Source organism: Delftia sp. DT-2, from assembly GCF_028401915.1.
Classification (GTDB): Bacteria; Pseudomonadota; Gammaproteobacteria; order Burkholderiales; family Burkholderiaceae_C; genus Comamonas; species Comamonas tsuruhatensis.
Genome location: NZ_JAQOTI010000004.1, coordinates 374918 through 397798 on the forward strand (window position 1 = coordinate 374918; position 22881 = coordinate 397798).

At 68.6% G+C, this 22881-nt stretch carries 25 protein-coding genes; 4 read left to right on the top strand and 21 right to left on the bottom strand.

Features of this window, described 5'->3' with window-relative positions; genetic code table 11:
* Nucleotides 1-62: 62 nt before the first annotated feature.
* The 15 genes from PO605_RS09110 to PO605_RS09180 all read right to left on the bottom strand — a co-directional run bounded on the left by PO605_RS09110 (nucleotide 63) and on the right by PO605_RS09180 (nucleotide 13035).
* Entirely contained in the window at nucleotides 63-1568 is a 1506-nt protein-coding gene (locus PO605_RS09110) for a cobyric acid synthase (RefSeq protein WP_272206326.1), read from the bottom strand.
* On the bottom strand, nucleotides 1555-2598 hold the full coding sequence (locus PO605_RS09115; RefSeq protein WP_272206328.1) for an aminotransferase class I/II-fold pyridoxal phosphate-dependent enzyme: 1044 nt from the start codon (nucleotides 2596-2598) through the stop codon (nucleotides 1555-1557). Before PO605_RS09115 ends, PO605_RS09110 begins: the two co-directional genes overlap by 14 nt.
* Nucleotides 2595-3689 carry an adenosylcobinamide-phosphate synthase CbiB gene (gene cbiB / locus PO605_RS09120; protein WP_272206329.1) on the bottom strand — a complete coding sequence of 365 codons (1095 nt, stop codon included), beginning with the start codon at nucleotides 3687-3689 and terminating at the stop codon, nucleotides 2595-2597. The genes PO605_RS09115 and cbiB overlap by 4 nt, the downstream gene beginning before the upstream one ends.
* Complete coding sequence (bluB, locus tag PO605_RS09125) at nucleotides 3686-4393, bottom strand: 5,6-dimethylbenzimidazole synthase (protein WP_047472489.1); 708 nt, start codon at nucleotides 4391-4393, stop codon at nucleotides 3686-3688. Before bluB ends, cbiB begins: the two co-directional genes overlap by 4 nt.
* Before the next feature lie 39 nt (nucleotides 4394-4432).
* Nucleotides 4433-5002: a cob(I)yrinic acid a,c-diamide adenosyltransferase gene (cobO, locus tag PO605_RS09130; protein ID WP_047472488.1), complete on the bottom strand. Its 570-nt coding sequence runs from the start codon at nucleotides 5000-5002 to the stop codon at nucleotides 4433-4435.
* Nucleotides 5003-5065: 63 nt separating this feature from the next.
* Nucleotides 5066-5722 (bottom strand): aspartate/glutamate racemase family protein, encoded by a 657-nt coding sequence (locus tag PO605_RS09135; RefSeq protein WP_047327134.1) that lies wholly within the window; start codon nucleotides 5720-5722, stop codon nucleotides 5066-5068.
* Nucleotides 5723-5751: 29 nt separating this feature from the next.
* A complete protein-coding gene (locus PO605_RS09140; RefSeq protein WP_016453067.1) occupies nucleotides 5752-6189 on the bottom strand; it encodes a TA system VapC family ribonuclease toxin in 438 nt (145 codons plus the stop codon).
* Nucleotides 6186-6431 carry a DUF6364 family protein gene (locus PO605_RS09145; RefSeq protein ID WP_016453068.1) on the bottom strand — a complete coding sequence of 82 codons (246 nt, stop codon included), beginning with the start codon at nucleotides 6429-6431 and terminating at the stop codon, nucleotides 6186-6188. Before PO605_RS09145 ends, PO605_RS09140 begins: the two co-directional genes overlap by 4 nt.
* Nucleotides 6432-6657: 226 nt before the next feature.
* Nucleotides 6658-7449, bottom strand: a complete 792-nt coding sequence (locus PO605_RS09150; protein WP_016445218.1) for a phytanoyl-CoA dioxygenase family protein — start codon at nucleotides 7447-7449, stop codon at nucleotides 6658-6660.
* Between the two features lie 84 nt (nucleotides 7450-7533).
* Complete coding sequence (locus PO605_RS09155) at nucleotides 7534-8334, bottom strand: aminoglycoside phosphotransferase family protein (RefSeq protein ID WP_272206330.1); 801 nt, start codon at nucleotides 8332-8334, stop codon at nucleotides 7534-7536.
* A 16-nt stretch (nucleotides 8335-8350) separates the two neighbouring features.
* Complete coding sequence (locus PO605_RS09160) at nucleotides 8351-9148, bottom strand: ABC transporter ATP-binding protein (RefSeq protein WP_272206331.1); 798 nt, start codon at nucleotides 9146-9148, stop codon at nucleotides 8351-8353.
* Nucleotides 9145-10128 carry a FecCD family ABC transporter permease gene (locus tag PO605_RS09165; protein ID WP_047217633.1) on the bottom strand — a complete coding sequence of 328 codons (984 nt, stop codon included), beginning with the start codon at nucleotides 10126-10128 and terminating at the stop codon, nucleotides 9145-9147. The genes PO605_RS09160 and PO605_RS09165 overlap by 4 nt, the downstream gene beginning before the upstream one ends.
* Before the next feature lie 41 nt (nucleotides 10129-10169).
* Nucleotides 10170-11048, bottom strand: a complete 879-nt coding sequence (locus PO605_RS09170; protein ID WP_052195808.1) for an ABC transporter substrate-binding protein — start codon at nucleotides 11046-11048, stop codon at nucleotides 10170-10172.
* Nucleotides 11045-11638: a bifunctional adenosylcobinamide kinase/adenosylcobinamide-phosphate guanylyltransferase gene (locus PO605_RS09175; protein ID WP_047472482.1), complete on the bottom strand. Its 594-nt coding sequence runs from the start codon at nucleotides 11636-11638 to the stop codon at nucleotides 11045-11047. Before PO605_RS09175 ends, PO605_RS09170 begins: the two co-directional genes overlap by 4 nt.
* Nucleotides 11638-13035 carry a cobyrinate a,c-diamide synthase gene (locus PO605_RS09180; RefSeq protein WP_047472481.1) on the bottom strand — a complete coding sequence of 466 codons (1398 nt, stop codon included), beginning with the start codon at nucleotides 13033-13035 and terminating at the stop codon, nucleotides 11638-11640. Before PO605_RS09180 ends, PO605_RS09175 begins: the two co-directional genes overlap by 1 nt.
* A 255-nt stretch (nucleotides 13036-13290) precedes the next feature.
* On the opposite strand from PO605_RS09180, the gene PO605_RS09185 reads away from it, so the two are divergent.
* From PO605_RS09185 to PO605_RS09195, 3 genes are all read left to right on the top strand, one after another.
* Nucleotides 13291-13500, top strand: coding sequence for a hypothetical protein (locus PO605_RS09185; protein WP_012204637.1), 210 nt, complete (start codon nucleotides 13291-13293; stop codon nucleotides 13498-13500).
* A 32-nt stretch (nucleotides 13501-13532) separates the two neighbouring features.
* Nucleotides 13533-13934, top strand: a complete 402-nt coding sequence (locus PO605_RS09190) for a cell division protein ZapA (protein WP_016445211.1) — start codon at nucleotides 13533-13535, stop codon at nucleotides 13932-13934.
* Between the two features lie 390 nt (nucleotides 13935-14324).
* Nucleotides 14325-15143 (top strand): sulfite exporter TauE/SafE family protein, encoded by an 819-nt coding sequence (locus PO605_RS09195; protein WP_047471170.1) that lies wholly within the window; start codon nucleotides 14325-14327, stop codon nucleotides 15141-15143.
* On the opposite strand, the gene PO605_RS09200 is transcribed toward PO605_RS09195, so the two are convergent.
* From PO605_RS09200 to hemN, 4 genes are all read right to left on the bottom strand, one after another.
* Nucleotides 15107-17593: a bifunctional diguanylate cyclase/phosphodiesterase gene (locus tag PO605_RS09200; RefSeq protein WP_047471172.1), complete on the bottom strand. Its 2487-nt coding sequence runs from the start codon at nucleotides 17591-17593 to the stop codon at nucleotides 15107-15109. The two genes, PO605_RS09195 and PO605_RS09200, sit on opposite strands and share 37 nt — an antisense overlap.
* Nucleotides 17590-18834 carry an HD-GYP domain-containing protein gene (locus PO605_RS09205; protein ID WP_016445208.1) on the bottom strand — a complete coding sequence of 415 codons (1245 nt, stop codon included), beginning with the start codon at nucleotides 18832-18834 and terminating at the stop codon, nucleotides 17590-17592. Before PO605_RS09205 ends, PO605_RS09200 begins: the two co-directional genes overlap by 4 nt.
* A gap of 173 nt (nucleotides 18835-19007) precedes the next feature.
* Entirely contained in the window at nucleotides 19008-19733 is a 726-nt protein-coding gene (locus PO605_RS09210; protein ID WP_017406349.1) for a sulfite exporter TauE/SafE family protein, read from the bottom strand.
* A gap of 5 nt (nucleotides 19734-19738) precedes the next feature.
* Nucleotides 19739-21121, bottom strand: coding sequence for an oxygen-independent coproporphyrinogen III oxidase (gene hemN, locus PO605_RS09215; protein WP_016445206.1), 1383 nt, complete (start codon nucleotides 21119-21121; stop codon nucleotides 19739-19741).
* 161 nt (nucleotides 21122-21282) lie between these two features.
* On the opposite strand from hemN, the gene fnr reads away from it, so the two are divergent.
* On the top strand, nucleotides 21283-22002 hold the full coding sequence (gene fnr, locus PO605_RS09220) for a fumarate/nitrate reduction transcriptional regulator Fnr (RefSeq protein WP_016445205.1): 720 nt from the start codon (nucleotides 21283-21285) through the stop codon (nucleotides 22000-22002).
* An 81-nt stretch (nucleotides 22003-22083) separates the two neighbouring features.
* On the opposite strand, the gene PO605_RS09225 is transcribed toward fnr, so the two are convergent.
* Both PO605_RS09225 and PO605_RS09230 read right to left on the bottom strand, forming a co-directional pair.
* Nucleotides 22084-22371, bottom strand: coding sequence for a hypothetical protein (locus PO605_RS09225; protein WP_016445204.1), 288 nt, complete (start codon nucleotides 22369-22371; stop codon nucleotides 22084-22086).
* A gap of 182 nt (nucleotides 22372-22553) precedes the next feature.
* The gene (locus PO605_RS09230) at nucleotides 22554-22868 is read right to left on the bottom strand and encodes a FixH family protein (RefSeq protein ID WP_016445203.1); all 315 of its coding nucleotides are present in this window, start codon (nucleotides 22866-22868) and stop codon (nucleotides 22554-22556) included.
* Nucleotides 22869-22881: the final 13 nt, after the last annotated feature.

A 22881-nucleotide genomic window follows, 5' to 3' on the forward strand; every position in this document is an offset into this window, starting at 1 on the left:
CTGCGCATGCAGTCCATGGCCTACATGTTGCCGCGCAACGCGCAAGCGGTGGCCGACCTGGGTCAAGCCTGGGTGGCAAACCAGCGCTGAACGCCGTCGGCCATGCGCGCGAAGACGCTGTCCAGCGTGGGAACCTCGGCACCCCACAGGGCGCGCAGCACGTCCGCGTTCTCGAACAGGCCGTGCCAATAGCAGCCGGCGATGCGGCCGTCAGGGCTGTGCCACAGCAGGCCCGGCACGGGCTCGGCCACGGCACTGCCAGCGGCCACCATGTCGGGGCGCACGCTGGTCTGGCCATGGTGGATTTCATAGACCCGGGCCTGCACGCCGGACAGCGCCGCCAAAGCCCCTGGCAGCGGCGGCAGCTGCACGCTGGCAGGCAGCACGGTCTTGTCGGGCGCGAACAGGGTCGTCAGCGGCAGAAGGCCCAGGCCGGCTGCGTTGCCGTCCACGCCGTGCAGGTCGATCAGCGCCTCGCCCAGCATTTGCAGGCCGCCGCAGATGCCCAGCACCTGCCGGCCTGCCGCCGCATGGGCGGCGACGGCAGCATCCAGGCCCTGGGACCGCATCCAGGCCAGATCGGCAGCCGTGGCCTTGGAGCCCGGCAGGATGATCCAGTCCGCGCCGGCCAGCTGGGCCGGCGTGCGCGCCCAGGCCACGCGCAGGCCCGGCACCTGCAGCAGGGGCTGGAATTCGTCGAGGTTGCTGATGCGCGGGTAGGCGACGATGGCGATGGTGGTGTGCACGGCGCGTCCCGCCCCGCCTCCAGAGCCACGGTCGTCAAAGACGCCATCCTCCTCCGGCAGGCCATGCTGGAACTGCATGGGGATGGTGGCCACGGTGGGCACGCCGGTGCGCTCCTGCAGCATCTGCGGGGCGGGCGCCAGCAGGCTGGCGTCGCCCCGGAATTTGTTGAGCACGAAGCCGCGGATCAGCGCCTGTTCTTCCGGAGGCAGCAGGGCCCAGGTGCCGTAGAGGTGGGCGAAGGCGCCGCCGCGGTCGATGTCGGATACCAGCAGGCAATGCGCGCCGCAGTGGCGCGCCACGCGCATGTTGACGACGTCGCTGGCATGCAGGTTGATCTCGGCCGGCGAGCCTGCGCCCTCGATGACGACCACGTCGTTGTCGGCACGCAGGCTGTCCAGCGCCTCGGCGATCTGCGGCCACACGCGGGCGCTGCGGCCGCGCCAGGGCAAGGCCGAGAGTTCCTCGCTGACCCGGCCCAGCAGCACGACCTGGCTGCGCATGTCGGCCTCGGGCTTGAGCAGCAGCGGGTTCATGCGCACATCGGGCGCGCAGCCTGCGGCCAGGGCCTGCAGGTATTGTGCCGTGCCGATCTCGCCCCAGGCACCGCCCAGCGCGCAGACCACGCGCGCGTTGTTGCTCATGTTCTGCGCCTTGAAGGGCGCCACCTTGTAGCCCTGGGCGCGGTACCAGGCGCACAGCGCGGTGGCCACCCAGCTCTTGCCGGCACCGCTGCTGGTGCCCAGCACCATCACGCACAGCGCGGGGCGCTGGCCGGGCTCGGGCAAGGGCAGGTTCACGGCGGCGGGTTCACTCGATTGCATGGTGTTTCTCCATTGGCTGCCAGGCAGCCAGCAAGGCGTTCTGGGATGCAGGCGCCAGCACGCCCATGCGCACGCAGCCGGGCAAGCCGAAGCTGTCGCAGTCGCGCAGCTTGATGCCCTGCGCGCGCAGTTGGGCCAGACGCGTCTGCATGGCGTCGCCCTGCCGTGCCTGCGGCCAGCGCGCCACAAAGTAATTGGCCTGCGAGCCGGGCAGCACCTGCCAGCCCAGGCGCTGCACCAGATCGATCTGTTGCGCCTTCCAATCGCGCAGCCGTTGCAGGCTTTGCGCCAGCCATTGCCGGGTGGCCGGTGCGGTCCAGGCCGTGAGCATGGCCTCGCCATGGGCGCCCACGGGCCAGGAGGGTGACAGGGCACGCAAGGCGTCGATCTCGTCGTGCGGCACGGCTTCGGGCGCAATGGCGTAGGCCGCGCGCACGCCGGTCATGCCAAGGGCCTTGTTAGGAGTCCACATCTGCCAGGCATCGCGCACCGGGGAGGGCACGGCGGGTTCCATGCCCGGCTCCAGTCTGAGGGGCGCATAGGCGCAGTCGATCACGCGCCAGGTGCCGGGCGGTGCGGGCTCGCTCCACAGGGGCCAGACATCCTCGGGCCGCCCCAGGGGGCTCGATGGTGCACAGGCCCAATGCAGGCCTGGGCCAGCTTCGGTGATACCGTCGCGCACGGCCTGGCGCAGGCGCCAGACCTGGGCCGCGTGGGCGTAGTCGCCATAGTGGTGTGCCGGCAGGCTGGCGACGGCCGCGCCTTCGCGCGCTGCATGCATGGTGATGCGGTGGATGAAGTCGCTGGCGCTGGCCGCGATGACGATGCGCCCGGCCTGCACGCCATGAAGGTCCGCCAGCCGTGTGCGCAACGCCGTGTAGTGCGGGTCCGGGTACTGGGCTGCATGTGCCTGGGACAGCGCATCCAGCGCCTGCGGGCAAGGTCCGCAGGCATTGCGGTTGGTGGAGAAATCGTGCGCGGGCACGCCCAGCGCATCCGTGCCGCCATGGGTGACTGGGATCGGTTTCATGGTGTCTTTCCTGCCATCGCCCATGCAATGACCAGGGCGGCGGCCAGCCCTGCAGCCACCAGCATGGCGACCACGCGGCCCGCATGCGCCACGGCCTGTTGCAGCTCGGCCGCCTGCGGCACGCGGCCTGCGGGGTTGAGCACGTAGACGCCGGGCTTGCCCAGGCGCACACCCAGCAGCCTTGCCATGGCGCCCATGGGCCAGCCGCCGTTGGGCGACGGAGTGATGCGCGCGTCCTGGCGCAGCGCACCCCAGCCCGGACGTCGGCCAGCGGCCAGGCCGGACAAGGCCAGCAGCAAGGCGGTCAGGCGCGCCGGTATCCAGTTGAGCAGGTCATCGGCACGCGCCGTCCATTTGCCGGCCCATTGCCAGTGGCGCCGGTCATCGCCATGCCCGCGCCAGCCCGGATAGCCCCACATGGCATCGGCCGTGTTGGCAAAACGGTAGAGGGCCGCGCCCGGCAGGCCGGCCACGGCAAACCAGAACAGCGGCGCCAGCACGGAGTCGCTGAGGTTCTCGGCCAGGGTTTCGATGGCGCTTTCGCGCACCTGGCCTGCGTCGAGCTGCGCCGTGTCCCGGCTGACCAGCCAGGTCAGGCGCTCGCGGCCTGCGGGCAGGGATTGCTGCAGTGCAGCTTCCACGGTCAGCACCTCGTCGCGCAGCATGCGCCAGGACAAAAGCGGCTTGAGCAGCACGCCCAGCACCAGGGCGCCCAGCCACCAGGGCATGGGCGGCAGCAGCCACTGGATGAACGCGTAGATGGCGAAGAACAGCAGCGCCAGCAGGCACCAGGCGACGGCGCCCAGCGCAAAGCGTGGCCAGTCGCGCACATGTTCTTCGCGTGGGGCAATTCTTCGCCCAACCGCAGCCAGCAGCCGGCCCATGGCGACCACGGGGTGCATCCACACGGGCGGCTCGCCCCAGAGCCGGTCGATCAGCAGGGCCACGGGCACGGCCAGCGCGGCGGCCAGGGCGTGGCGGGCCCAGGGGTCGGCTTGGACCTGGGCCTGCGGCTGCGACAGCGCCTGCCAGCACCACCACAGCGGGCTGAGCGCGGCGCCCAGCAGTTGCCAGGAAGGGCTGTCGCTCATGCCTGCGGCGGCGCCCCGGCGGCGCGCTGGCCCCACAGGTCGTCGTAGAGCATGTCCTGCAGCGGCGCACGGCTGGCCCATTTCTGCTGCTGCAGCATGGGCTCGGCGTAATAGGCGGACACGGGGCCCAGGCACAGCACGGCCAGCGGCCGGCTGCCCACGGGCATTTGCAGCAGCGCGGCCAGCACCTCGGGATCGAACAGCGAGACCCAGCCCAGCCCCAGCCCCTCGGCACGCGCGGCCAGCCACAGGTTCTGGATGGCACAGGCGGCCGAGGCCACATCCATCTCGGGCAGGGTGCGGCGACCGAAGACATGGGCATCGCGCCCGGGCGGCATGGCCACGACCAGCACCTCGGCCGCATCCAGCACACCCTGGACCTTGAGCTGCATGAAGTCTTCCTCGCGCTCGCCCAGCGCACGCGCGGTCTGCAGGCGCTCCTGCTCGACCACGGCGTGTATGCCCTGGCGCAACTGCGCATCGCGCACGCGGATGAAGCGCCAGGGCTGCATGAAGCCGACGCTGGGCGCATGGTGGGCCGCGCGCAGCAGGCGCAGCAGCACCTCGGGCGCGACCTCGCCTCCGCAGAAATGGCGCATGTCGCGCCGCTCATGGATCGCGCGGTAGACGGCTGCCCGCTCGGCCTCGGCAAAGGGTTGGGCGGGAATGGTCTCTGGCGCCCGGGAATGCGTTTCGCTGCTCATGCCGCCATTGTCCGCCGCAGGCCGGGCCCGCAGGCGTCATCAGTCCTCAATACCACGCTGGGCGGGAATGCCGGCCTGGAAGGCGTGCTTGACCAGTTCCATGCGCGTGACCGTATCGGCCACGGCAATGATTTCCTCGGGGCAGCGCCGGCCCGTGAGCATGACGTGCACATGGCGCGGGCGGTCGGCCAGGGCCTGCAGCACGGGCCCCAGCGGCAGCCAGCCGTAGATCAGCGGATAGGTGATTTCGTCGAGCACGACCAGGAAGTGATCGCCCGAGAGAATGGCCGTGCGGGCGCGCTCCCAGCCTTCGCGTGCGATCTGGGCAGAGCGTTCATGGTCCTGGCTCTTCCAGCTGAAGCCGTCGCCCAGTCCCTCGATGGGCATGCCCAGCTGCTCGAACATGCGGTGCTCGCCAAAGCGCGCCGTGGGCACCTTCATGAACTGGAAGATCTTGACGGACTTGCCCCGGCCATGCGCGCGCAGGGCCAGGCCGAAGGCCGCCGTGCTCTTGCCCTTGCCGTCGCCGGTGTTCACCAGCACCAGGCCACGGCGTTCGCCTTCGGGCTTTTCATAGGGCTTTTCCGTCGGGGCCTGTTCGATCTGCATGGGTCTGTCGTCCTCAAAAGTTGCACGCGCTGCGGCGGGCATGCGCCGCAGCGGAGCGCCACTTTAACCGAGGCGCACGCCCAGCCGGCGCTGCAGGGCACGCACGGCGCTGTCCACCGTGGTGAGCACGGGCAGGCCCGTGGCGGCCTCGCAGGCGGCGCGGGCACGCGCCATGCTGAACTGGGCCAGCGCAATGCGCGTGCAGCCACGCGCAGCCAGGGCCCTGGCCTGCTCGACCACCAGGCGGTCATGCGTGGCGGTGTCGCCGCGGTTGAGCGCGTCCATGGCGCCATCGGCCAGGGCAGGCACCAATTCGATGCTGGCCGGGAACTCCGGCGGCATGGACTGCAGCGTGGGCGCGAAGCTGGAGATCAAACCCAAGGCCCCCTGCTGGCCCTGCACGGCCTCCTCGATCATGGCCTCGTTGGGCTTGAGCACGGGCAGCGGCGCGTGGCGCGCGGCCACGGCCTCGATGCAGGGGCCAAAGGCCGAGCAGGTGAACAAGATCCCCTGCGCGCCCGTGTCCACGGCGTACTGCGCCAGGCGCTGGAAGCGCTCGTGCATGGCGGCGTCCAGCCCGCGCCCGTTGCGCGCAAGGTCGGCCGAGAGGCTGTCGTCCAGCAGGTTCATGCGTACCGCCTCGGGCCAGTCGCGCGCAAAGGCTTCGTTGATGGGAGCGACGGAATGGCTGAGGGCGTGGATGAGGGCGATGCGGGTCATGGATTGGGGGAATCTGAAAAGGAAAGGAATTATTGGGGCGCCAGCCGGGTGAACTGGGAGCGCGGCAGCAGGCGCTTGAAATCGGCATCGAAGCTGACCACATGCTCGCCCTGGTGGATGGCGGCAGCGGCCAGCCAAGCGTCCGGTACGTCATTGGCGGAAAGCGCCTTGTCGGCGCACAGTTGCCTTAACGCCGGCCATTCGGCACCCAGCACGGCCTGCTCGACGCCGGGCGATGCCAGCAATGCGTCAACGAAGCGCAAAGCCTCGACCATGGGAGTCGGGTTGACGAAGATCTTCGGATGCGTGACCAGGCGCAGAAAGTTCGCCACCACCATGGGCTGCAATTTCAGCAGCACGCCCTGGCTGGCATCGGCCATGGCCTGCTCCAGCCAGTCGCGGGCCACCGAATGATGGGGGTGGTCGCTGCGCGATGCCGCAACCAGCAGGTTGACATCGGGCGTCATGGTTGATCCTGCTGACCGGCGGCATCCAGCAGCGCGCGGTTGCTCAGTGCGTCCAGCCCCGGTGCCAGTCCGCCCTTGCCGTGGTAGACGGGAAGGCGCACGCGCCGGGCAGGCGCCTGGGCCTTGCGCAAGCGCAATTGCAGGCCCTCCTCGATCAGGCGCGTCAGGCTGGTGTGCTGCTGTGCCGCATAGGTCTTTGCTTCGGTCAGCAATGCATCGTTGAGGTCAAGCGTGGTCTTCATGACGGCCCCCAAGAGCAGGAATTTCGTACAGATTTCTCGCACAGATCCTTTGCAAAGATCTTTCGTACAGATTTCTGTATGTTAGAAAAATTCCGCTGACAGGACAATCAGGCCGGCCTGCGCCCTTCAGATGCCCTTGGACGAGGGATGAGCGAAGGATGGGCGAAGGCATCATGCCCCTCACCACGCGGTCCACGATGGCCTTGGCCTCGTCCCCGATACGCCTTCAGCGATTCAGGTGTTCCCTGCAGCCTTTCGCGCCGATGACGATGCCGGTCAGAGATTCTTCGGCGTGTGTCATGGGCTCTGCACCCAGAGTGCCAATCTGCAGGATGACGTTGCGCCGCATTCCAGAGCCGGTATTCATGCCTCCGCCATGAAGCACCTTCGGGTGGATCGCCACGATCTGGCCTGGGTCACACTGCACGGTGACGGTGTCGGCCGGATCGGGAGTGGGCCAGGTGCCACTCACCTTTTGCTGCTGCGCCTCCTGGTCGGAGATGCGATGAGTGCCCGCATCAAAGCAGGTGGCACCGCTCTCCACCGACATGCCATCCAGGCAGATCATCAGACGAACAAAGCTGGAATCCCTGGTGCAGAAATACCCATTGGGATAATCGCGGTGCCAGGAGATTGACCGTCCGAATCCGGGATTCTTGATGGTCACGTTCATGAAATGGACCACTGCCTCGTCCACGCCAAGAAGCGTCGTTGCCGCCGAGACAAGCGCGGCATCGTGAAGTGTCTCTGCGAAGACTTCATCAAAGCGGGCGGGATCTCCAACAATGAAGATCGAGTTTCCGGTAAGGGCACCATCCAAGCCGGCGCGCTTGCTGGCCGGCAGATCTTTCTCGTACACCAACAGCTCGTCCAGCGCCGGATCCAGTGTCCTGGCCTGCGCATGGCGCTGGATGGCTTCAACAGATGCCACCAAGCTGTCGAGAAGGCCCTTCTCCATGGGTCTTGGCCAGATGACAAATCCCTGCTGTTCAAACATCCCCAGTGCATCGGCAAGCATCGAAAAATTCCTCCACCCTCTTTTTCTGTGAAGCGCCATTTCACCCTGTTGGGGAAGAAAAAGAGATGTATCGCAGTCTGAAAATCAGCATGCCAAGGCCGAAGCCGCCATTTGCGCCACAGCCATCGCAGCGCCAGGATCATCACCGTCTTCCATGCTCCAGACGGCAGACAGTCCCGACCAGGCCAGCACCCATCGCAACAGGCGCCTTTGCTCTATGCCCGAGACTTCGGCAATGGTGGCCATGCGGTGCGCAAAGCGCCCCGGTACCAGAGCGCTGGCGCGGTCGGGATTGCTCAGGATGTTGGCGTAGTCAAAGCCGCGCTCGCCATGCAGGCCCTTGGGGTCGATGGCCAGCCAGCCCAGGGGGCCAAAGTCCAGCACATTGCCGTGGTGAAGGTCACCATGCAGCACGGTCACGTCGCGCGGTGCGGCCAGCAGCTCGCGTGCCGTGGTGGCGCACAGGCCGAGCAGGCTGGCGGTTCCATGGCCTTGTGCAAGCAATGCATGGAACCACTGCGTCAGCGGCACCAGGGGTGGCAACGCCTTGGCGCGCGGCAGGTGCAGGCGCTTGGCAGCGGTGCACAGGATGCGCGTGGCCTCCTCATCGCGCCCGCCACGGGCCATCTCCACCAGCGATTCGGGTCCTGTGGCGCGCAGCATCAGCAAGGCCGGCCCTTCCTGGGCCAGCACAGGCGCGGCGCCGTCGCCATTCCACCAGGCCATCAGGCGGGCACCGGCCACTTCTTCGGGCTCCAGCGCAATCTTGAGCATGGCGGGCGTGCCGCCCTGGCGCACGGGCAGCAACACACCGCGCGGCGTGGACAGGGGCTGGCCATCGATGGTCAGAGCCCAGCGGCTCAGATACGGCGCATGAAGAGACATTTTTTCCGACAGGCAATCAGGGAGCTGCGGCTTGCCCCCGCAGCCGTGGCAGGGCCAGCCACTGCCCGTCGATGGCGCGGATGCGCAGCCGGTGCTCGAACACGGCCTCCAGCGCCGCATGCGTGGCCGCGTCGGCGCAGGCCCCCTGGTGCACCACTTGCCCCTTGTCGAGAATGACCAGGTCCTGGGCCTGCAAGGCCATCGATATCTCATGCAGCACGCTGACCACGGTGCGGCCCTGGGCGACCAGGGCCTGCACGCATTCCAGCCAGTCGGCCTGGTGCGGCGGGTCGAGGTTGGCCAGGGGTTCGTCCATAAGCAGCACATGGGCCTGCACGGCCAGGGCGCGCGCCAGCAGCACGCGCTGGCGCTCCCCGCCCGAGAGACTGCCCACGCTGCGCATGCGCCAGTCCCAGCCCTGGGTCTGGCACAGCGCCTGCTCCACGGCGGCATGGTCTGCCTGGCTGGGCGCAGCCAGCCAGCCCTGGTGCGGCAGGCGGCCCAGCATGACCACGTCATGGACCCGCATGTCGCCGGCCACGGGCTGGTTCTGCCCCAGCCAGGCCAGCGAGCAGGCCCGTTCGCGCGCACTCCATTGCCGCAGCGGGCGGCCCAGGAGCTCCACCTCGCCTTGCACGCCAGCGCCGCACTCCATGCCTGCCAGGGCGCGCAGCAGCGTGGATTTGCCTGCGCCATTGGGGCCGACGATGGCGGTCCAGCGGCCGGCGGGCAGGGCCAGGCTCAGGCCGCCCAGGACCTGTCGATCGCCCAGGCGAACCTTCAGGGCGCGCGCTTGCAGGGCGGGGGCCGTCATGCGCCCTCCCCGCCGCGCAGGGCGTGGCGGCGGTGCATGAGCCACAGCAGGTAGCTGCCGCCCAGCAAGGCCGTGAGCGCGCCCACGGGCAGCTCCTGCGGGGCGATGAGCCAGCGCGCCAGCAGGTCGGCGGCCAGCAGCAGCACGGCGCCCATGCCCGCGCTGAGCACCAGCAGCCAGCGGTGCATGGACCGCACCATGGAGCGCACCAGATGCGGCGCGGCCAGGCCGACGAAGGCGATGAGCCCGGTCTGCGCCACGGCCGTGCCCGTGGCCAGCGCCAGCAGCAAGATAAGCACCATGCGCAGCGGCGCCAGCGGCAGGCCCAGGCTGTGGGCCGTGGCCTCGCCCAGGGACAGGCCGTCGAGCACGCGGCCCAGGCACCAGGCGCCCAGGGCGGTGGCCAGCAGCACGGCCAGCATCAGCGCGCAGGCGCCCCAGCCGATGAAGGAGGTGCTGCCCAGCATGAAGGCCTGCATGGCCTGCATGATGTCCGGGTTCATCAACAGCACCAGGGACGCGGCTGCGCCCAGCACCACCCCCACCACCACCCCGGCCAGCAGCAGGCGCATGGTGTTGTGCACGCCCTGGGCCAGCACCAGGGTCAGCAGCACGGCCAGGGCCGCGCCCGCAAAGGCCGCACCCGTGACACCCAGGCGTGCCAGGCCCGCCAGTGCAAAGGGCGAGGCGCCCAGCGCCGCCATGCTCAGCGCCACGCCCAGCGAGGCGCCCGAGGCGCTGCCCAGCAGATAGGGATCGGCCAGCGGGTTGCGGAACACGCCCTGGGCAATGGCCCCGGCCAGCCCCAGCAGGCCGCCGGCCAGCCAGGCGCCCGCCGTGCGCGGCAGCCGGATCTCGGTGACGATCTGCCAGGACAGCGGATCGCTGCGCGCGGCCCACACGCTTTCCCAGCCCGTGCTGCCCACGCCCGCACCCAGCAGCATGAGCAGGGCACTCACGGCCAGCAGGGCCAGCGCCATCCAAGGCGCCGCCAAGCCGCTGTGGTGCCTGCGGGCCTGCCTCACCGTGCGGCCCCGTTCAGGCAGCGCGCCATCAGCGCAGCGCCCTCGGCCATGCGCGGGCCGGCGCGCACCAGCACGTCCAGCTCGGCCGGTTCAAAGCGGCAGACGCGCCCGGCCTGCATGGCGCGCATGCGGCCCCAGCCCGGATAGGGCTCGCCCGAAGTGCCCAGGCTGCGGTCGCCGCCCAGGATGAAGTCCGGGTCGGCGCGCACCACGAATTCAGGGTTGATGCGCGGGAACGGCCCCAGTTGCGCGCCCACGATGTTGCGCATGCCCAGGCGCGCCAGGGTCTCGCCGATGAACGAGGACTCGCCTGCGGCAAAGGGGCCACGGTTGACCTCGAAATACACGGTCTGCCCGCGCAGCGCGGGGGCCATGCTGCGCTCCACCTCCTGCATGCGCGCCTCGATGGCGGCCCAGACCCGGTCGACACCCTGCTCGGGCGGCAGGTCCAGCAACTGGCCCACGGTGCGCAGCACGGCCTGCGCATCGGCATGGGTGCGCGGCTCCAGCGCCACCACCTTGAGGCCCAATGCCTGCAGCCGCGCCACCGAGCGCGAGGCCATGGACACCAGCACCAGATCGGGCTTGAGCGCGACGATGGCCTCGATGTTGGGATCGATTCCGCCGCCCATCACGGGCAGGGTCTTCACATGGGCCGGCCAGTTCGAATAGCGGTCCACGCCGACCAGGCGCTGGCAGCCGCCCAGCGCGCACACGCTTTCGGTCAGCGAGGGCAGCAGGCTGACGATGCGCTGCGGCGGCTGTGGCAGCTCCACCGGAACGCCCCGCCCGTCCGTGACCCGGATGGCAGCCTGCGCCGCAGACAGCGCCAGTGCCAACGCCAGGCCCCACAGGGCGGGACGCCATGGCCTCACGGCTGCGGGCCCTTGAGCGCCAGCGGCAGGCCGGCGCACATCAGCGTGACGGTTTCGCAGCTTTGCGCCGCACGCTGGTTGAGCACACCCAGCGCATCCACAAAGGCCCTCACCTGCGATCCCAGCGGGATCACGCCCAGGCCGATCTCGTTGCCGACCAGGATCACCGGACCGGGCGCGCCCTGCAAGGCGTCAAGAAAGGCCGCGCATTGGCCCGACCATCCACGCGCCAGTTCCTCGGAAGGCTGGGCCGGCATCATCCAGTTGGTCAGCCACAGCGTCAGGCAGTCCACCACCAGCAGGCGCTGCGGCGTGCTGTGCCGCGCAAGCATGGCGGCCAGGTCCAGCGGCTCCTCAAGCGTGGCCATGCCGGGCACGCGCTCGGCGCGGTCGCGCCGGTGGCGGGCGATGCGCTCGCGCATTTCGTCGTCCCAGGGCTGGCCGGTGGCGATCAGCGCGGCCTCGCGGTCCAGGGCGCCATCGAGCCAGGCGCGGGCCAGCAATTCGGCACGGCGCGACTTGCCGCTTTTCTGGCCGCCCACAATGAGCTGGCTGCGGGGAAGCGAAACGGTGGAGATGGGCTCGGTCATCACGCGGTCCCCGGATGAATGTCGGCGCCCAGCAGCGCGGCCACGGCACGCGGCTGCGAGGCAAACCAGGCATGGAAATAGCTGGCATGCACGCTGCCGTGGCGGTACAGCGCCTCGCCCCGGTCGGGATGGGCGTCCTGTCCCGGACGGCTGCTGCGCCCGGCCTCGGTCATGGAAGTCTCCAGCCGGCTGTAGTGAAAGGTGTGGCCGCGCAGCAGGCCCCAGGGCGTGGGCAGCTGCAGCATGCCCAGTCCCGCCAGGCGCGGCTGCATGCAGGCATGGCCGGGCAACAGGCCCCAGAGGTCCGTGGTCCGGCCCGCGGTGTCGGTCAGTCGCTCGCACAGCGCCAGCATACCGCCGCACTCAGCCCAGACCGGGCGGCCGGCAGCCACGTGGCCGGCGATGTCGCCGCGCAGCGCGGCATGGGCGGCCAGAGCATCCAGGTGCAGCTCGGGATAGCCGCCGGGCAGCCACAGCGCATCGCAATCCGGCAGGCGCTCGCCGGCCAGCGGCGAGAAAAACGCCAGCCGCGCGCCCATGGCACGCAGGCAGTCGAGGTTGGCCGCATAGATGAAGCTGAAGGCCGCGTCGCGCGCCACGGCCACGGTGCGGCCCGCCAGCCAGGGCTGCACCTGCTCGGCGCGTTCGGCAGGCAGCTCAAAATCCACGGACCAGTCCTGCCAGCTGGCGCCCTGCCCCGGCCCGGCCTGCCAGGGCAACTGGCCCAGCGGCGTAGCCTGCAGCGCATCGGCGGCCACGTCCAGGCGTACCAGCGCATCGTCCAGTTCATGTGCGGCGACCAGGCCCAGGTGTCTTTCGGGCAGCAGCGAGGCGGCGCCTTTGCCCTGCACGCGCGCCAGCGCGCCCAGCCACAGCGAGGGATCGCGCAGGCCGGCACGCAGCAGATCGGCATGGTGGGCGCTGCCCACGCGGTTGGCCAGCAGGCCGGCCCAGCGCAGGCCCGGCCGATAGTGCTGCAGGCCATGGGCCAGCGCGCCAAAGGTGCCGGCCATGCCCGAGGCGTCGATGACGGCCAGTACCGCCAGGCCCAGCCGCTCGGCCACATCGGCCGCGCAGGGCGTGCCGTCGAACAGCCCCATGACGCCTTCCACCAGGATGAGATCGGCCTCGCAGGCGGCTGCGTGCAGGCGTGCACGCATGTCGGACTCGCCCGTCATCCACAGGTCTACGCTGTGCACGGGCGCGCCGCTGGCCAGTTCATGCCAGTGCGGATCCAGGAAGTCGGGGCCGCACTTGAACACGCGCACGCGCCGGCCCTGGCGCGCATGCAGCCGCGCCAGCGCAGCCGTCAGCGTGGTCTTGCCCTGGCCCGAAGCCGTGGAAGTGATCAGCAGCGCCGGGCAGCGTGCCCCGCCCTGGCCAAGGTCAATGTTCATGTGTTCGCTCCGCGCGGCGCATTGTAGTGCGCGCCCGCACTGCGGCCGCAACCAATGCTTACGCAATACATCCCGCCGAAGCAGACGAGTCCTACAGATGGCGCTACGATTTTGTGAGACAGTCTGGCGCTCGCTCTCCAATACCCGAGCAAGGCGCTGACGTCAAGCCGTGTACGCCTGCCTGTTACCAGGTTTCCTCGGATACTTCCACGGAATGTGCTCACTTCGTTCGCACGTCCTACAATCTCAGCGTCTATGACCTCCCAGACTTCCCTCGACCACATTGCAGAGCGCGTGGAGCGCCTGCTGGTTCGCCACGAGGAACTGCAACGCACCAATGCGCTGCTCGCCGAGCAGGTGGCGGCCCTGACCCAGGAGCGTGATTCGCTGCGCTCGCGGCTCAACGCCGCCCGGGCCCGCGTCGATGCCCTGATCGAGCGCCTGCCCTCCAACCAGGGGGCCTGACCCCTTCGCAACCGCCGACGCCCCGAACGCCCATGAAGCAGATCGAAGTGCAAATCCTGCAGCAAAGCTATGTGCTGACCTGCCCCGATGGCCAGGAAGAGCGTCTGCTCGAAGCCGTGCGCCGTGTGGACACGGCCATGACCCGCATCCGCGACAGCGGCAAGGTCCGCTCCCGCGAGCGCGTGGCCGTGCTGTCCGCGCTGAACATGGCCTTCGACGTGCTGGACCGCGAAGCCCAGGAAAGCGCCATGGCCACGGCCCAGGCCGAGATGCAGTCCCTGCATGACGAGGCCGCTTCCCAGCACAACGCCCCATCCCAGCCGCCCGAGCCCAGCCCCGAGGAGCTGGCCGAGCGTGCGCGCCAGCAGGCCCTTGCCGAGCAACTGGTGCTGCGCCTGGACCAGGCCCTGGAGGGCGATGCACGGCTGATCTGAGCCTGGGCCGCCGCTGCCTTTCCTTGCCCCGCACGACAGCCTCTTCGGAGGCTGTTTTCATTGCATCGCCCATGTCAATGAAAAGCCCATGCCGTTCAAAGAACTTGATCGCGGGCCTGATCAACGGCCTTAGAATGGAGGCGTCTGCAAACCCGCCGGGCTTTATAGTTCCTTGGACCAATGCTCTATGAGCCCGGGCTTGGTACATTGCCATTCGAGCGTGATCGTCTCGCGTCAGATGAACCCAACGTCTGGCTGCCCTTGCCCCCCTGAACCCCGGTTCAGGATGACGGCCCGGTGGTCTTTGCAGACACCTGATTCCAACCCGGCGCACCTCACGGTGCGCCGGGTTTTTTGTTGCCCGCCCCTTCACTACCGATCTGCCGCCGCATGCCTGATCTGCTGTTTCTCGAACTGGCCCTGCTGGGCCTGTGCTCCGGTTTCCTGGCCGGCCTGCTGGGAGTGGGCGGCGGCATGGTGCTTGTGCCGTTTCTGACCTACTTTCTCGACAAGCGCGGGGTCGGCCCGGACCTGTCCGTGAAGATGGCGATCGCCACGGCCATGGCCACCATCGTGTTCACCTCGATCTCCAGCCTGCGCGCCCACCACGGTCGCGGCGCCGTGCGCTGGGACATCGTGCGCAGCCTGGCGCCGGGCATCATCACGGGCGGGCTGCTGGCCAGCCTGGGAGTCTTCGCACTGCTGCGTGGCAAGTACCTGGCGCTGTTCTTTGGCGTGTTCATCGGCTACATGGCGCTGCGCATGCTGCGCAGCAACAGCCAGCCCACGGCCACGCGCGCCCTGCCGGGGCCGCTGGGGCTGTACGGTGCCGGCACGGGCCTGGGCTTCATCTCGGGGCTGGTGGGTGCGGGCGGGGCCTTCATCAGCGTGCCCTTCATGATGCGCTGCTCGGTGCCCATGCACATGGCCGTGGGCACCAGCGCGGCGCTGGGCTTTCCGATTGCCGTGGTGAATGCGGCAGGCCTGATCTTCACCGGCGCGGGTGATGCGGGACGCCCCGAATATTCGCTGGGCTACCTGTGGCTGCCGGCCCTGCTGACACTGGCCTGCTGCAGCGTGCTGACCGCGCCGCTGGGCGCGCGGGCCGCGCACCGGCTGCCCGTGGCCCAGCTCAAGCGGATCTTCGCCACGCTGCTGTTCGGCCTGGCGGCCTACATGCTCTGGAAGGGCTTGAGCGCGGGCAGCTGAGCGCTTGCCACCTGGGCCATTCTCTGCCGGTAGGCGATGGCGCCGATGCCGGCGCGCTGGGCTTGCAGGCATTCGCCGAATTGCTCGCGCGGCAGGCCCGGCGCGCACAGAAAGCCCTGGAAGTAGTGGCCCTGCATGCGGTGGATGGCCGTCAGCTGCTCGTGCGTTTCCACGCCCTCGGCCACGATCTCCACGCCCAGCGCCAGACCCAGGCTGATGATGGCGCCGACGATGGCCTGGTCGCCCTCGTCGCTGGGCAGGCCGCGCACGAAGCTCTGGTCGATCTTGATCTTGGAGATGGGCAGCTTCTTCAGATAGGCCAGGTTGGAGTAGCCGGTGCCGAAGTCGTCGATGACCATGCCCACGCCCAGATCGGCGATCTGGCATACGCGCAGCGCCATGTCCTGTGCATCCTGCAGCAGGATGCTTTCGGTCAGCTCCAGCTCCAGCAGATGGGGTTCCAGGCCATAGCGGCGCAGCAGCTCGGTCACGCGCTCGACAAAGCCCGACTGGCGAAATTCCAGCGCCGAGACGTTGACCGACACCTTGATCGGCATGCCCTGCTTCTGCCAGCGCGCAGCCTCCTGCACCGCCTGCTCCATGACCCAGGCGCCCAGCGTGACGATGTAGCCCGACTCCTCGGCCAGCGGAATGAAGACACCGGGCGAGACCACGCCGAATTCGGGGTCGGTCCAGCGCAGCAGCGCCTCGGCCGCGACGATGCGGTCGCTGTCGATGTGCACCTGGGGCTGGAAGTACACGGCCATGCGGCCATGCTCCAGCGCCTGGCGCATGGCATGCTCCAGCTTCATGCGCGACAGCAGGCCCGCGCTCATTTGCGGCTGGTAGAAGCTGAAATGTCCCCGGCCCCGCTCCTTGACGCGGTACATGGCCGTGTCGGCCTGGCGGATCAGCTCGTCCAGCGTGAGGCCGTCGGCCGGGTACTGGGCCACGCCGATGCTGCACTGCACGGAAAAACCCAGGCCGTCGAGCAGGAAGGGCCGCTCCATCTCCTGCAGGATGCGCCTGGCCACCGCGGCAGCCAGCTCGGCGTTGCAGCCGTGCAGGTAGAGCACGAACTCGTCGCCGCCCAGGCGGCACAGGATGTCTACCGGCCGCATGCAGTCGCTCAGGCGCTGTGCGACCAGCTTGAGCACTCGGTCGCCGAACTGGTGGCCCAGCGAGTCGTTGATGATCTTGAAGCGGTCCAGGTCGATGAACAGGATGCTGAACACCGTGCCGCCTGCGCGTGCGGCCTCGATGGCCGCATCCACGCGCTCCGTGAGATTGAGCCGGTTGGGCAGGCCGGTGAGCGCGTCGCTGTAGGCCAGCTGTTCGATGCGCTGCTGTGCCACGCGCTGCTGGGTGAGGTCACGCATGAAGCCGATGCTCTGCACCACGTCGCCCTGCGCATTGCGCAGCGGCACCCAGGACAGGCGCACGGCGCAGCGCGCACCGCCGGCCTGGCGCAACCACAGGTCGCCCTCCCAGAAGCCGCCTTGATGCCACTGTATGCGGGCCAGGTCGCCCAGCGTGTCGGATGGGTCTTCGGTGGCTTCGAACAGCGATTCCACCGTGCGGCCCTGCACGGGCATGCCGCCCAGCAAGCGTTCGCAGGCCGGGTTGGTGCGTGCCACGTCCATGTGGCCATCGGCGATGAAGATACCGTCCAGGCTGGACTCGAAGACCCGCGCAGCCAGCTCCAGGCCCGCCTGGGTCTGGGCCTCGGCCGTGATGTCGCGGAAGGAGAAAATGCGCCCCATGGGCAGGCCCCGGCGCAGCTGGGGCACGGCGCGGCGCTCCAGGATGCGGCCGTCGCGCAGGTCCAGTACGTCGGACGCTTCCATCAGGGGCTGGGCCGACAGCAGCTTCAACTGCTGCGCGTAGGACTCGGCATCGCGCACCTGGCCGGCCAGGTGATCGAGGATGGCCGCGTCGTTGCGGCGCACCAGCAACGCCTCGGGAATGCCCCAGAGCGTGGCGAATCGGTGGTTGAAGGCGCGGATGCGGCCATCGGGATCGCACACCAGGATGGCGTCGGCCGCCGACTCCAGCGTGGCGCGCAACTCGCCCAGCAGGCTTTCGAATTCGGCCTCGTGCAGCGCCTGCTCGCGCCGGTCCAGCATGCTGACCAGGAGCACCTCGCCGTCGAGCGCGCGCACGCGCATCTCCACGGGCGCCAGCTGGCCGTCGGCACGGCGCACCTCGGAAATGAACTGGGCGCCGGCCTGCCAGTTGAAGGGGTCGCTCCAGAACGCCTGCTGCTGCGGCGTGGCGGCCAGCACCTGCACGGGCAATCCCACGGCGGCATCGGTCTCATAGCCGGTGACGAATTCGCTGGCGGCGTTGGCGCGCAGCACCTTCAGGCTGCGGGCATCGATCAGCCACAGCGCCTCCTGCAGGGCATCGAGCAGGCGGGGCCAGGCGCGGTTGAGCGCTTGCTTGTTCAAGACGCCACCTTCGGCGGATCCAATTCCACCGCCCGTTCAAAGTAATAGCAGACACGCCGGCGCGGCGACAGATAGTCCAGCGCGTCGCGCGGCAACTGCGCAGGAGCCACGCCCCGGCGTATGCCCAGCGCGGGAAACAGCTCCAGCGCCAGCACGGGCGCCTGGGCGGCCGGCACGCTGGCGTCATGGACCATCACCGAAGGCTTGAGCGGCCGCGATGCATTGACGGACATGACCATGGCATGGCGCCCATCGGTCAGCTCCACCACCGAGCCCGGCGGGAACACGCCCATCATGCGGATGAAGCCATTGAGCACGGGCGCGGCGAACTTGTCGCGCAGCCGGCTGAACAGCATGGACAGCGCCTCGTGCGGCGTGTGCGGCGTCTGCGCATCGCCGGGATTGCACAGGCGGTCATAGGTGTTGACCAGGGCCAGGATCTGGCCCGTGAGCTCCATGTCCTCGGCCACCAGGCTCAGCGGGAATCCCGTGCCGTCGGCCCACTCATGGTGCTGTGCGATGGCGGTGGTGACCTGGGCCGACAGGCCCATGCGCATGGCGATGGCGACCGATTCACCCACATGGCGCTCGTAGCGGTCGCGCAGCGCGTCGGGCACGGAAGACTCCAGGGCCAGGCCGTGCATGCCTTCGGCGCCGGCCACCGGCTTGCCGGCATCGTGCAGCAGCGCCGCCAGGCCCAGGTCGCGCAGCAGCGCAGCCTCCAGGCCCAGGGCCCGGCCCAGCAGCAGGCCGAGCACGGTCACGTTGACGGCATGCACGCTCTGGTTGCTGCCCACGCCATCGGACAGGAGGTGAATCGCCACGTCCTGCGGGCCGGCCAGTTCGGCCAGGCAGCCGTCGACCAGGGCTTCGGTGGGCATGCGCGCCTGCTCGGGCGCGCTGGCAAGGGTGGTTTCGATGGCCACATAGCCACGCTCCACCTTCTGAAAGCGCGCATTGCAGTCCTCCAGCCGGCCGCGCCAGTTGGGCACGGACAGCAGCAGCGGCGCTGCGGGTGCAGGTTCCTCGGCGGGTTCGGCTGCGGCGGCAGCCACAGCGGGCAGCGGCTGCGGCGGCGGAGTGCGCACCTCGGCCGGCCAGGCGTCGCTTTTGTGCGGAACGCAGCGCACCGCCTCCAGGCCCAGGGATTTCAGGGTCTGGATCTGTGCGCTGGAGGTGATCTTGAAGCTGCTGACCGGAAAAGGATGGTTCAGCCATCCAACATCGAGCTGGACAAACATGCCCGGACGGAGGTCTCGGATATCGATGAGGACGGAATGGTTCACGCGCGGCAACGGCCCCGAGGCTGAAGGAATCGGCAAATGTAAGCCGATGATTCGGGCATTATCTCCAGTTCTGAGGGCCTTGCAGGCAATCCGCGACCCTCAGGACCAAGTCTGTCCCCCGCTGTTGTTCATCGGCACCAGAGACTGGGCTTGTAGATCAGGTCCATCCACAGCGCCCACACGGCCACGCCCACCAGCATCAGGCCGGCCAGCCGCGTGCCCCATTCGGCACGCAGGCCGTTCAGGCGCTGGCGGCCCAGCCGCCACAGCCAGGGGCCGGCCACCAGCCACAGCCCGCTGCCCACGCCAAAGGCCGCCATGGCCGATGCGCCCTGCAAGGGGCCACCGCTGAGCGCGGCGACCAGCACGGCCGAATACAGCAGTCCGCAGGGCATGAGCGCCCAGGCATAGCCCGCCGCCAGCGTGCCGCCAGGGGCGGACACCCAGGGCTGCACGCGCCGCCAGGCGGCGCGGCCCGCAGACTCCAGCCAGGCGGGCTGGCGGGCCTGCACCATCATGGCCAGGCCCCAGGCCATCACGGCGACATGGGTCAGCGTCCAGAACGGCTGCAGCGCCGTGGTCTGGCTGGTGAGCCAGGACAGGCTTTCCATGGCCAGCGCCGAGGCAGCGCCCAGGCTGGCATAGCCGGCCAGCCGCCCGCCATGGAACAGCGCCGTGCGCAGCCACAGCCGGCTTTGCAGTCCATGGACGGCGACCACCTGCCCACCACCCTGTACCGTGCCCTGCCCCGCCCCGCCCGTGACCACGCCGCAGGGCGCGGCGCACATGGCAAGGCAATGGGGCCCGCCGACGAGCCCCATGATCAAAGCGGTCCAGAGCAGCGACAACAGCATGGGGCCTAGATGATCCTCGAAAACCGCGCCCGGTTCTTGTCGGCCTGCAGATATCGGTCAAACAGCATGGCCACGCCACGCACGAAGTACCAGCCCATGGGCGTGACCTGGAATCCCTCGTCGCTGATCTGCACCAGCCCCTTGGCCTGCAGGTCCTGAAGCGCCGCCAGCTCGGGGGCGAAATACTCGCGAAAGCCCAGCAGCCAGGCCTGCTCCATGGGCTCGAACAGCACGGCGCCCTGGCACATGATGGCCATGATGACGGCGCGCCGCACCAGATCATCGCGCGACAGTGCCAGGCCGCGCACCACGGGCAGGTGGCCGGCGTCGATGGCGTCGTAGTACTCCTCCAGCGTCTTGGCGTTCTGGCTGTAGCTGGCCCCCACCTTGCCGATGGCCGACACGCCCAGCGCAATCAGGTCGCAGTCGGGCTGGGTGCTGTAGCCCTGGAAGTTGCGATGCAGCCGGCCCTGGCGCTTGGCCACGGCCAGCGCGTCCTCGGGCAAGGCGAAGTGGTCCATGCCCACGTAGACATAGCCGCCGTCCATGAAGGCCGCGATGGAGCGCGAGAGCATGGCCAGCTTGTCGGCGCCCTGGGGCAGGTCCTCGGCCGCGATGCGCCGCTGCGGCTTGAAGCGCTCGGGCAGGTGGGCATAGGCATAGAGCGCGATGCGGTCGGGCCGCAGCGCATTGACCTGGGCCAGCGTGCGCTCGAAGGACTCGGGCGTCTGCTTGGGCAGGCCGTAGATCAGGTCCACGTTGATGGAGGCAAAGCCCAGCTGCCGTGCGGCCGCCACCAGCGCGAACACCTGCTCGGCCGGCTGCACGCGGTGCACGGCGATCTGCACCTGTTCGTCGAAGTCCTGCACGCCGAAGCTCAGGCGGTTGAAGCCCAGTTCCTTGAGCACGGCCAGGCGTTCGACGCTGACGGTGCGCGGATCGACCTCGATGGAGTATTCGCCGCCCGGCTCCAGCTTGAAATGCTCGCGCAGCAGGGCCATCAGCGTGCGCAGCTCATCGTCCGAGAAGAAGGTGGGCGTGCCGCCGCCCAGGTGCAGCTGGCTGACGGCCTGGCCCTTGCCGCAATGGGCCGTGTGCAAGGCCATCTCGCGCGCCAGGTAGTCCAGGTAGACGGCAGCGCGATCGTGGTGGCGCGTCACGATCTTGTTGCAGGCGCAGTAGTAGCACAGCGACTCGCAGAACGGCACATGCACATACAGCGACAAAGGCATGGCCCGCGCTGCGGTACTCGATTTGCGGTGCTCAAGTGCCAGGATATAGTCTTCAGCACCGAAAGCCTCCACGAAACGATCGGCCGTGGGGAACGAGGTGTATCGGGGCCCCGGTACGTCGAAGCGACGCAGCAGCTCTGGGGTGACAGCGGTCATGGGTTTTTTCCTCTAATGTCGTCCACTGTGCCGCAGCCCATTGGCCGCGTCCTTGACTCATATCAAGAGTTGTTCGCGGCAGTGCTGCGACAATTTGATCCAACTCATCGCCATCCACGAGGTCACCGCCGGCGCACTGCTGCGCCGCTGATGTTTACTCCATGAACCTTCAGACCATCAAAGCATCCTGTTCCAATTGCAACCTGCGCGAGCTGTGCATGCCCATGGGCCTGGATGCCGAGCAGATGCAGCGCATCGACGACATCGTGGCCACGCGCCGCAAGGTCAAGCGCGGCGGCCTGCTGTTTCGCAACGGTGAGTCCTTCACCTCGCTGTACGCCATCCGCACGGGCTTCTTCAAGACCTGCGTGGCCACCGAGGACGGGCGCGACCAGGTCACGGGCTTTCAGATGGCCGGCGAGATCATCGGCCTGGATGGCATCGTCAACGACCACCACACCTGCGATGCGGTCGCGCTGGAAGACGCCGAGGTCTGCGTCATGCCCTTCGACAAGCTGGAGGACCTGTCGCGCGAGGTCACGGCCCTGCAAAACCATGTGCACAAGGTCATGAGCCGCGAGATCGTGCGCGAGCATGGCGTGATGCTGCTGCTGGGCAGCATGCGTGCCGAGGAGCGCCTGGCCGCCTTCGTGCTCAACCTGGTGCAGCGCCTGCACGCCCGGGGCTTTTCCAAGTCGGAACTGGTGCTGCGCATGACGCGCGAGGAAATCGGCAGCTACCTGGGCCTGAAGCTGGAGACGGTGAGCCGCACCTTCTCGAAGTTTGCCGAAGAAAACATCATCGAGGTGCGCCAGCGCCATCTGCGCATCCTGGACACGGACGCGCTCAAGCGCATCGTCAACAGCCAGCAGTGCCAGTGAGGCCGCAAGACCCCGCCCCCCGGCAATGAACAGGGCCCGCGATCGCGGGCCTTGTTCATTGCCATTGCAGTGCACGCAGGTTCAATCGCGCCCCAGGCCCTGCATGGCCAGATTTGGGTCCGGCTCGGAGACCACGCCGTCGTTGAGATCGTGCGTGGAGCGTCCCAGCATGGTGGTCATGAGGCTGGACAGCATGGTCACACCCCAGAAGGCGAAGAAGGCCAGCGTGTAGATTCCCTGCCGCGACCAGCCCAGGTCGCCGAGCCAGTGCAGCTCCAGCGGGTCCACGAAGGCGAATACCAGCATCTCCATCACGGCGGCGGCCAGAAAGGCCGGCCAGGCAATCCACATCCAGCGTTGGGCCAACATCAGCGATCTCCTTGAGCTGTCGAGGGGTGGCTTTCATTGTGCGCGCCGCCCGCGCACCGTGCCAAGCCCTGCGCACCCTGCACTGCCTGTAGGAAACCCTTGGCCCTCGCGCATGCTGGAGATGCCATCCACCATACAAAAAAGGCCGCGACTGCGGCCTTGTGCACGGCATTTTCCTGCGTTCAGCGGTCCGTGGGATGGTCCTGCGCGGGCGTGGCCGCGTGGTTGCGGCCGGTGACCGCGGGCGCCAGGCTCTTGGGCACTTCGCGCACGCCATCGGCACGCTCGTTGATGGTGATGCCATTGCGGTAATAGTCAGGATCGATCACGGGATCGGCGCCATTGATCGCAATGACGGCCGTGACCACGCCAGCCACCACGACGGCGGCCGGGCCGGCCACCACGAGCCAGACATGGGCGAACTTCCACCAGGGCTTGCCGGCGTCCGGATGCGAAGGGGCCGTGGCGGGCGCGGAGACTGCGGGACTGGAAGACATGGATAACCTCTTT

Excerpts from the sequence above, each read along its gene's own strand:
- PO605_RS09110 (WP_272206326.1), bottom strand. The coding sequence starts at position 1,568 with ATGCAATCGAGTGAACCCGCCGCCGTGAACCTGCCCTTGCCCGAGCCC.
- PO605_RS09115 (WP_272206328.1), bottom strand. The coding sequence starts at position 2,598 with ATGAAACCGATCCCAGTCACCCATGGCGGCACGGATGCGCTGGGCGTG.
- cbiB (WP_272206329.1), bottom strand. The coding sequence starts at position 3,689 with ATGAGCGACAGCCCTTCCTGGCAACTGCTGGGCGCCGCGCTCAGCCCG.
- bluB (WP_047472489.1), bottom strand. The coding sequence starts at position 4,393 with ATGAGCAGCGAAACGCATTCCCGGGCGCCAGAGACCATTCCCGCCCAA.
- cobO (WP_047472488.1), bottom strand. The coding sequence starts at position 5,002 with ATGCAGATCGAACAGGCCCCGACGGAAAAGCCCTATGAAAAGCCCGAA.
- PO605_RS09135 (WP_047327134.1), bottom strand. The coding sequence starts at position 5,722 with ATGACCCGCATCGCCCTCATCCACGCCCTCAGCCATTCCGTCGCTCCC.
- PO605_RS09140 (WP_016453067.1), bottom strand. The coding sequence starts at position 6,189 with ATGACGCCCGATGTCAACCTGCTGGTTGCGGCATCGCGCAGCGACCAC.
- PO605_RS09145 (WP_016453068.1), bottom strand. The coding sequence starts at position 6,431 with ATGAAGACCACGCTTGACCTCAACGATGCATTGCTGACCGAAGCAAAG.
- PO605_RS09150 (WP_016445218.1), bottom strand. The coding sequence starts at position 7,449 with ATGCTTGCCGATGCACTGGGGATGTTTGAACAGCAGGGATTTGTCATC.
- PO605_RS09155 (WP_272206330.1), bottom strand. The coding sequence starts at position 8,334 with ATGTCTCTTCATGCGCCGTATCTGAGCCGCTGGGCTCTGACCATCGAT.
- PO605_RS09160 (WP_272206331.1), bottom strand. The coding sequence starts at position 9,148 with ATGACGGCCCCCGCCCTGCAAGCGCGCGCCCTGAAGGTTCGCCTGGGC.
- PO605_RS09165 (WP_047217633.1), bottom strand. The coding sequence starts at position 10,128 with ATGGCGCTGGCCCTGCTGGCCGTGAGTGCCCTGCTCATGCTGCTGGGT.
- PO605_RS09175 (WP_047472482.1), bottom strand. The coding sequence starts at position 11,638 with ATGACCGAGCCCATCTCCACCGTTTCGCTTCCCCGCAGCCAGCTCATT.
- PO605_RS09180 (WP_047472481.1), bottom strand. The coding sequence starts at position 13,035 with ATGAACATTGACCTTGGCCAGGGCGGGGCACGCTGCCCGGCGCTGCTG.
- PO605_RS09185 (WP_012204637.1), top strand. The coding sequence starts at position 13,291 with ATGACCTCCCAGACTTCCCTCGACCACATTGCAGAGCGCGTGGAGCGC.
- PO605_RS09190 (WP_016445211.1), top strand. The coding sequence starts at position 13,533 with ATGAAGCAGATCGAAGTGCAAATCCTGCAGCAAAGCTATGTGCTGACC.
- PO605_RS09195 (WP_047471170.1), top strand. The coding sequence starts at position 14,325 with ATGCCTGATCTGCTGTTTCTCGAACTGGCCCTGCTGGGCCTGTGCTCC.
- PO605_RS09205 (WP_016445208.1), bottom strand. The coding sequence starts at position 18,834 with ATGTTTGTCCAGCTCGATGTTGGATGGCTGAACCATCCTTTTCCGGTC.
- PO605_RS09210 (WP_017406349.1), bottom strand. The coding sequence starts at position 19,733 with ATGCTGTTGTCGCTGCTCTGGACCGCTTTGATCATGGGGCTCGTCGGC.
- hemN (WP_016445206.1), bottom strand. The coding sequence starts at position 21,121 with ATGACCGCTGTCACCCCAGAGCTGCTGCGTCGCTTCGACGTACCGGGG.
- fnr (WP_016445205.1), top strand. The coding sequence starts at position 21,283 with ATGAACCTTCAGACCATCAAAGCATCCTGTTCCAATTGCAACCTGCGC.
- PO605_RS09225 (WP_016445204.1), bottom strand. The coding sequence starts at position 22,371 with ATGTTGGCCCAACGCTGGATGTGGATTGCCTGGCCGGCCTTTCTGGCC.
- PO605_RS09230 (WP_016445203.1), bottom strand. The coding sequence starts at position 22,868 with ATGTCTTCCAGTCCCGCAGTCTCCGCGCCCGCCACGGCCCCTTCGCAT.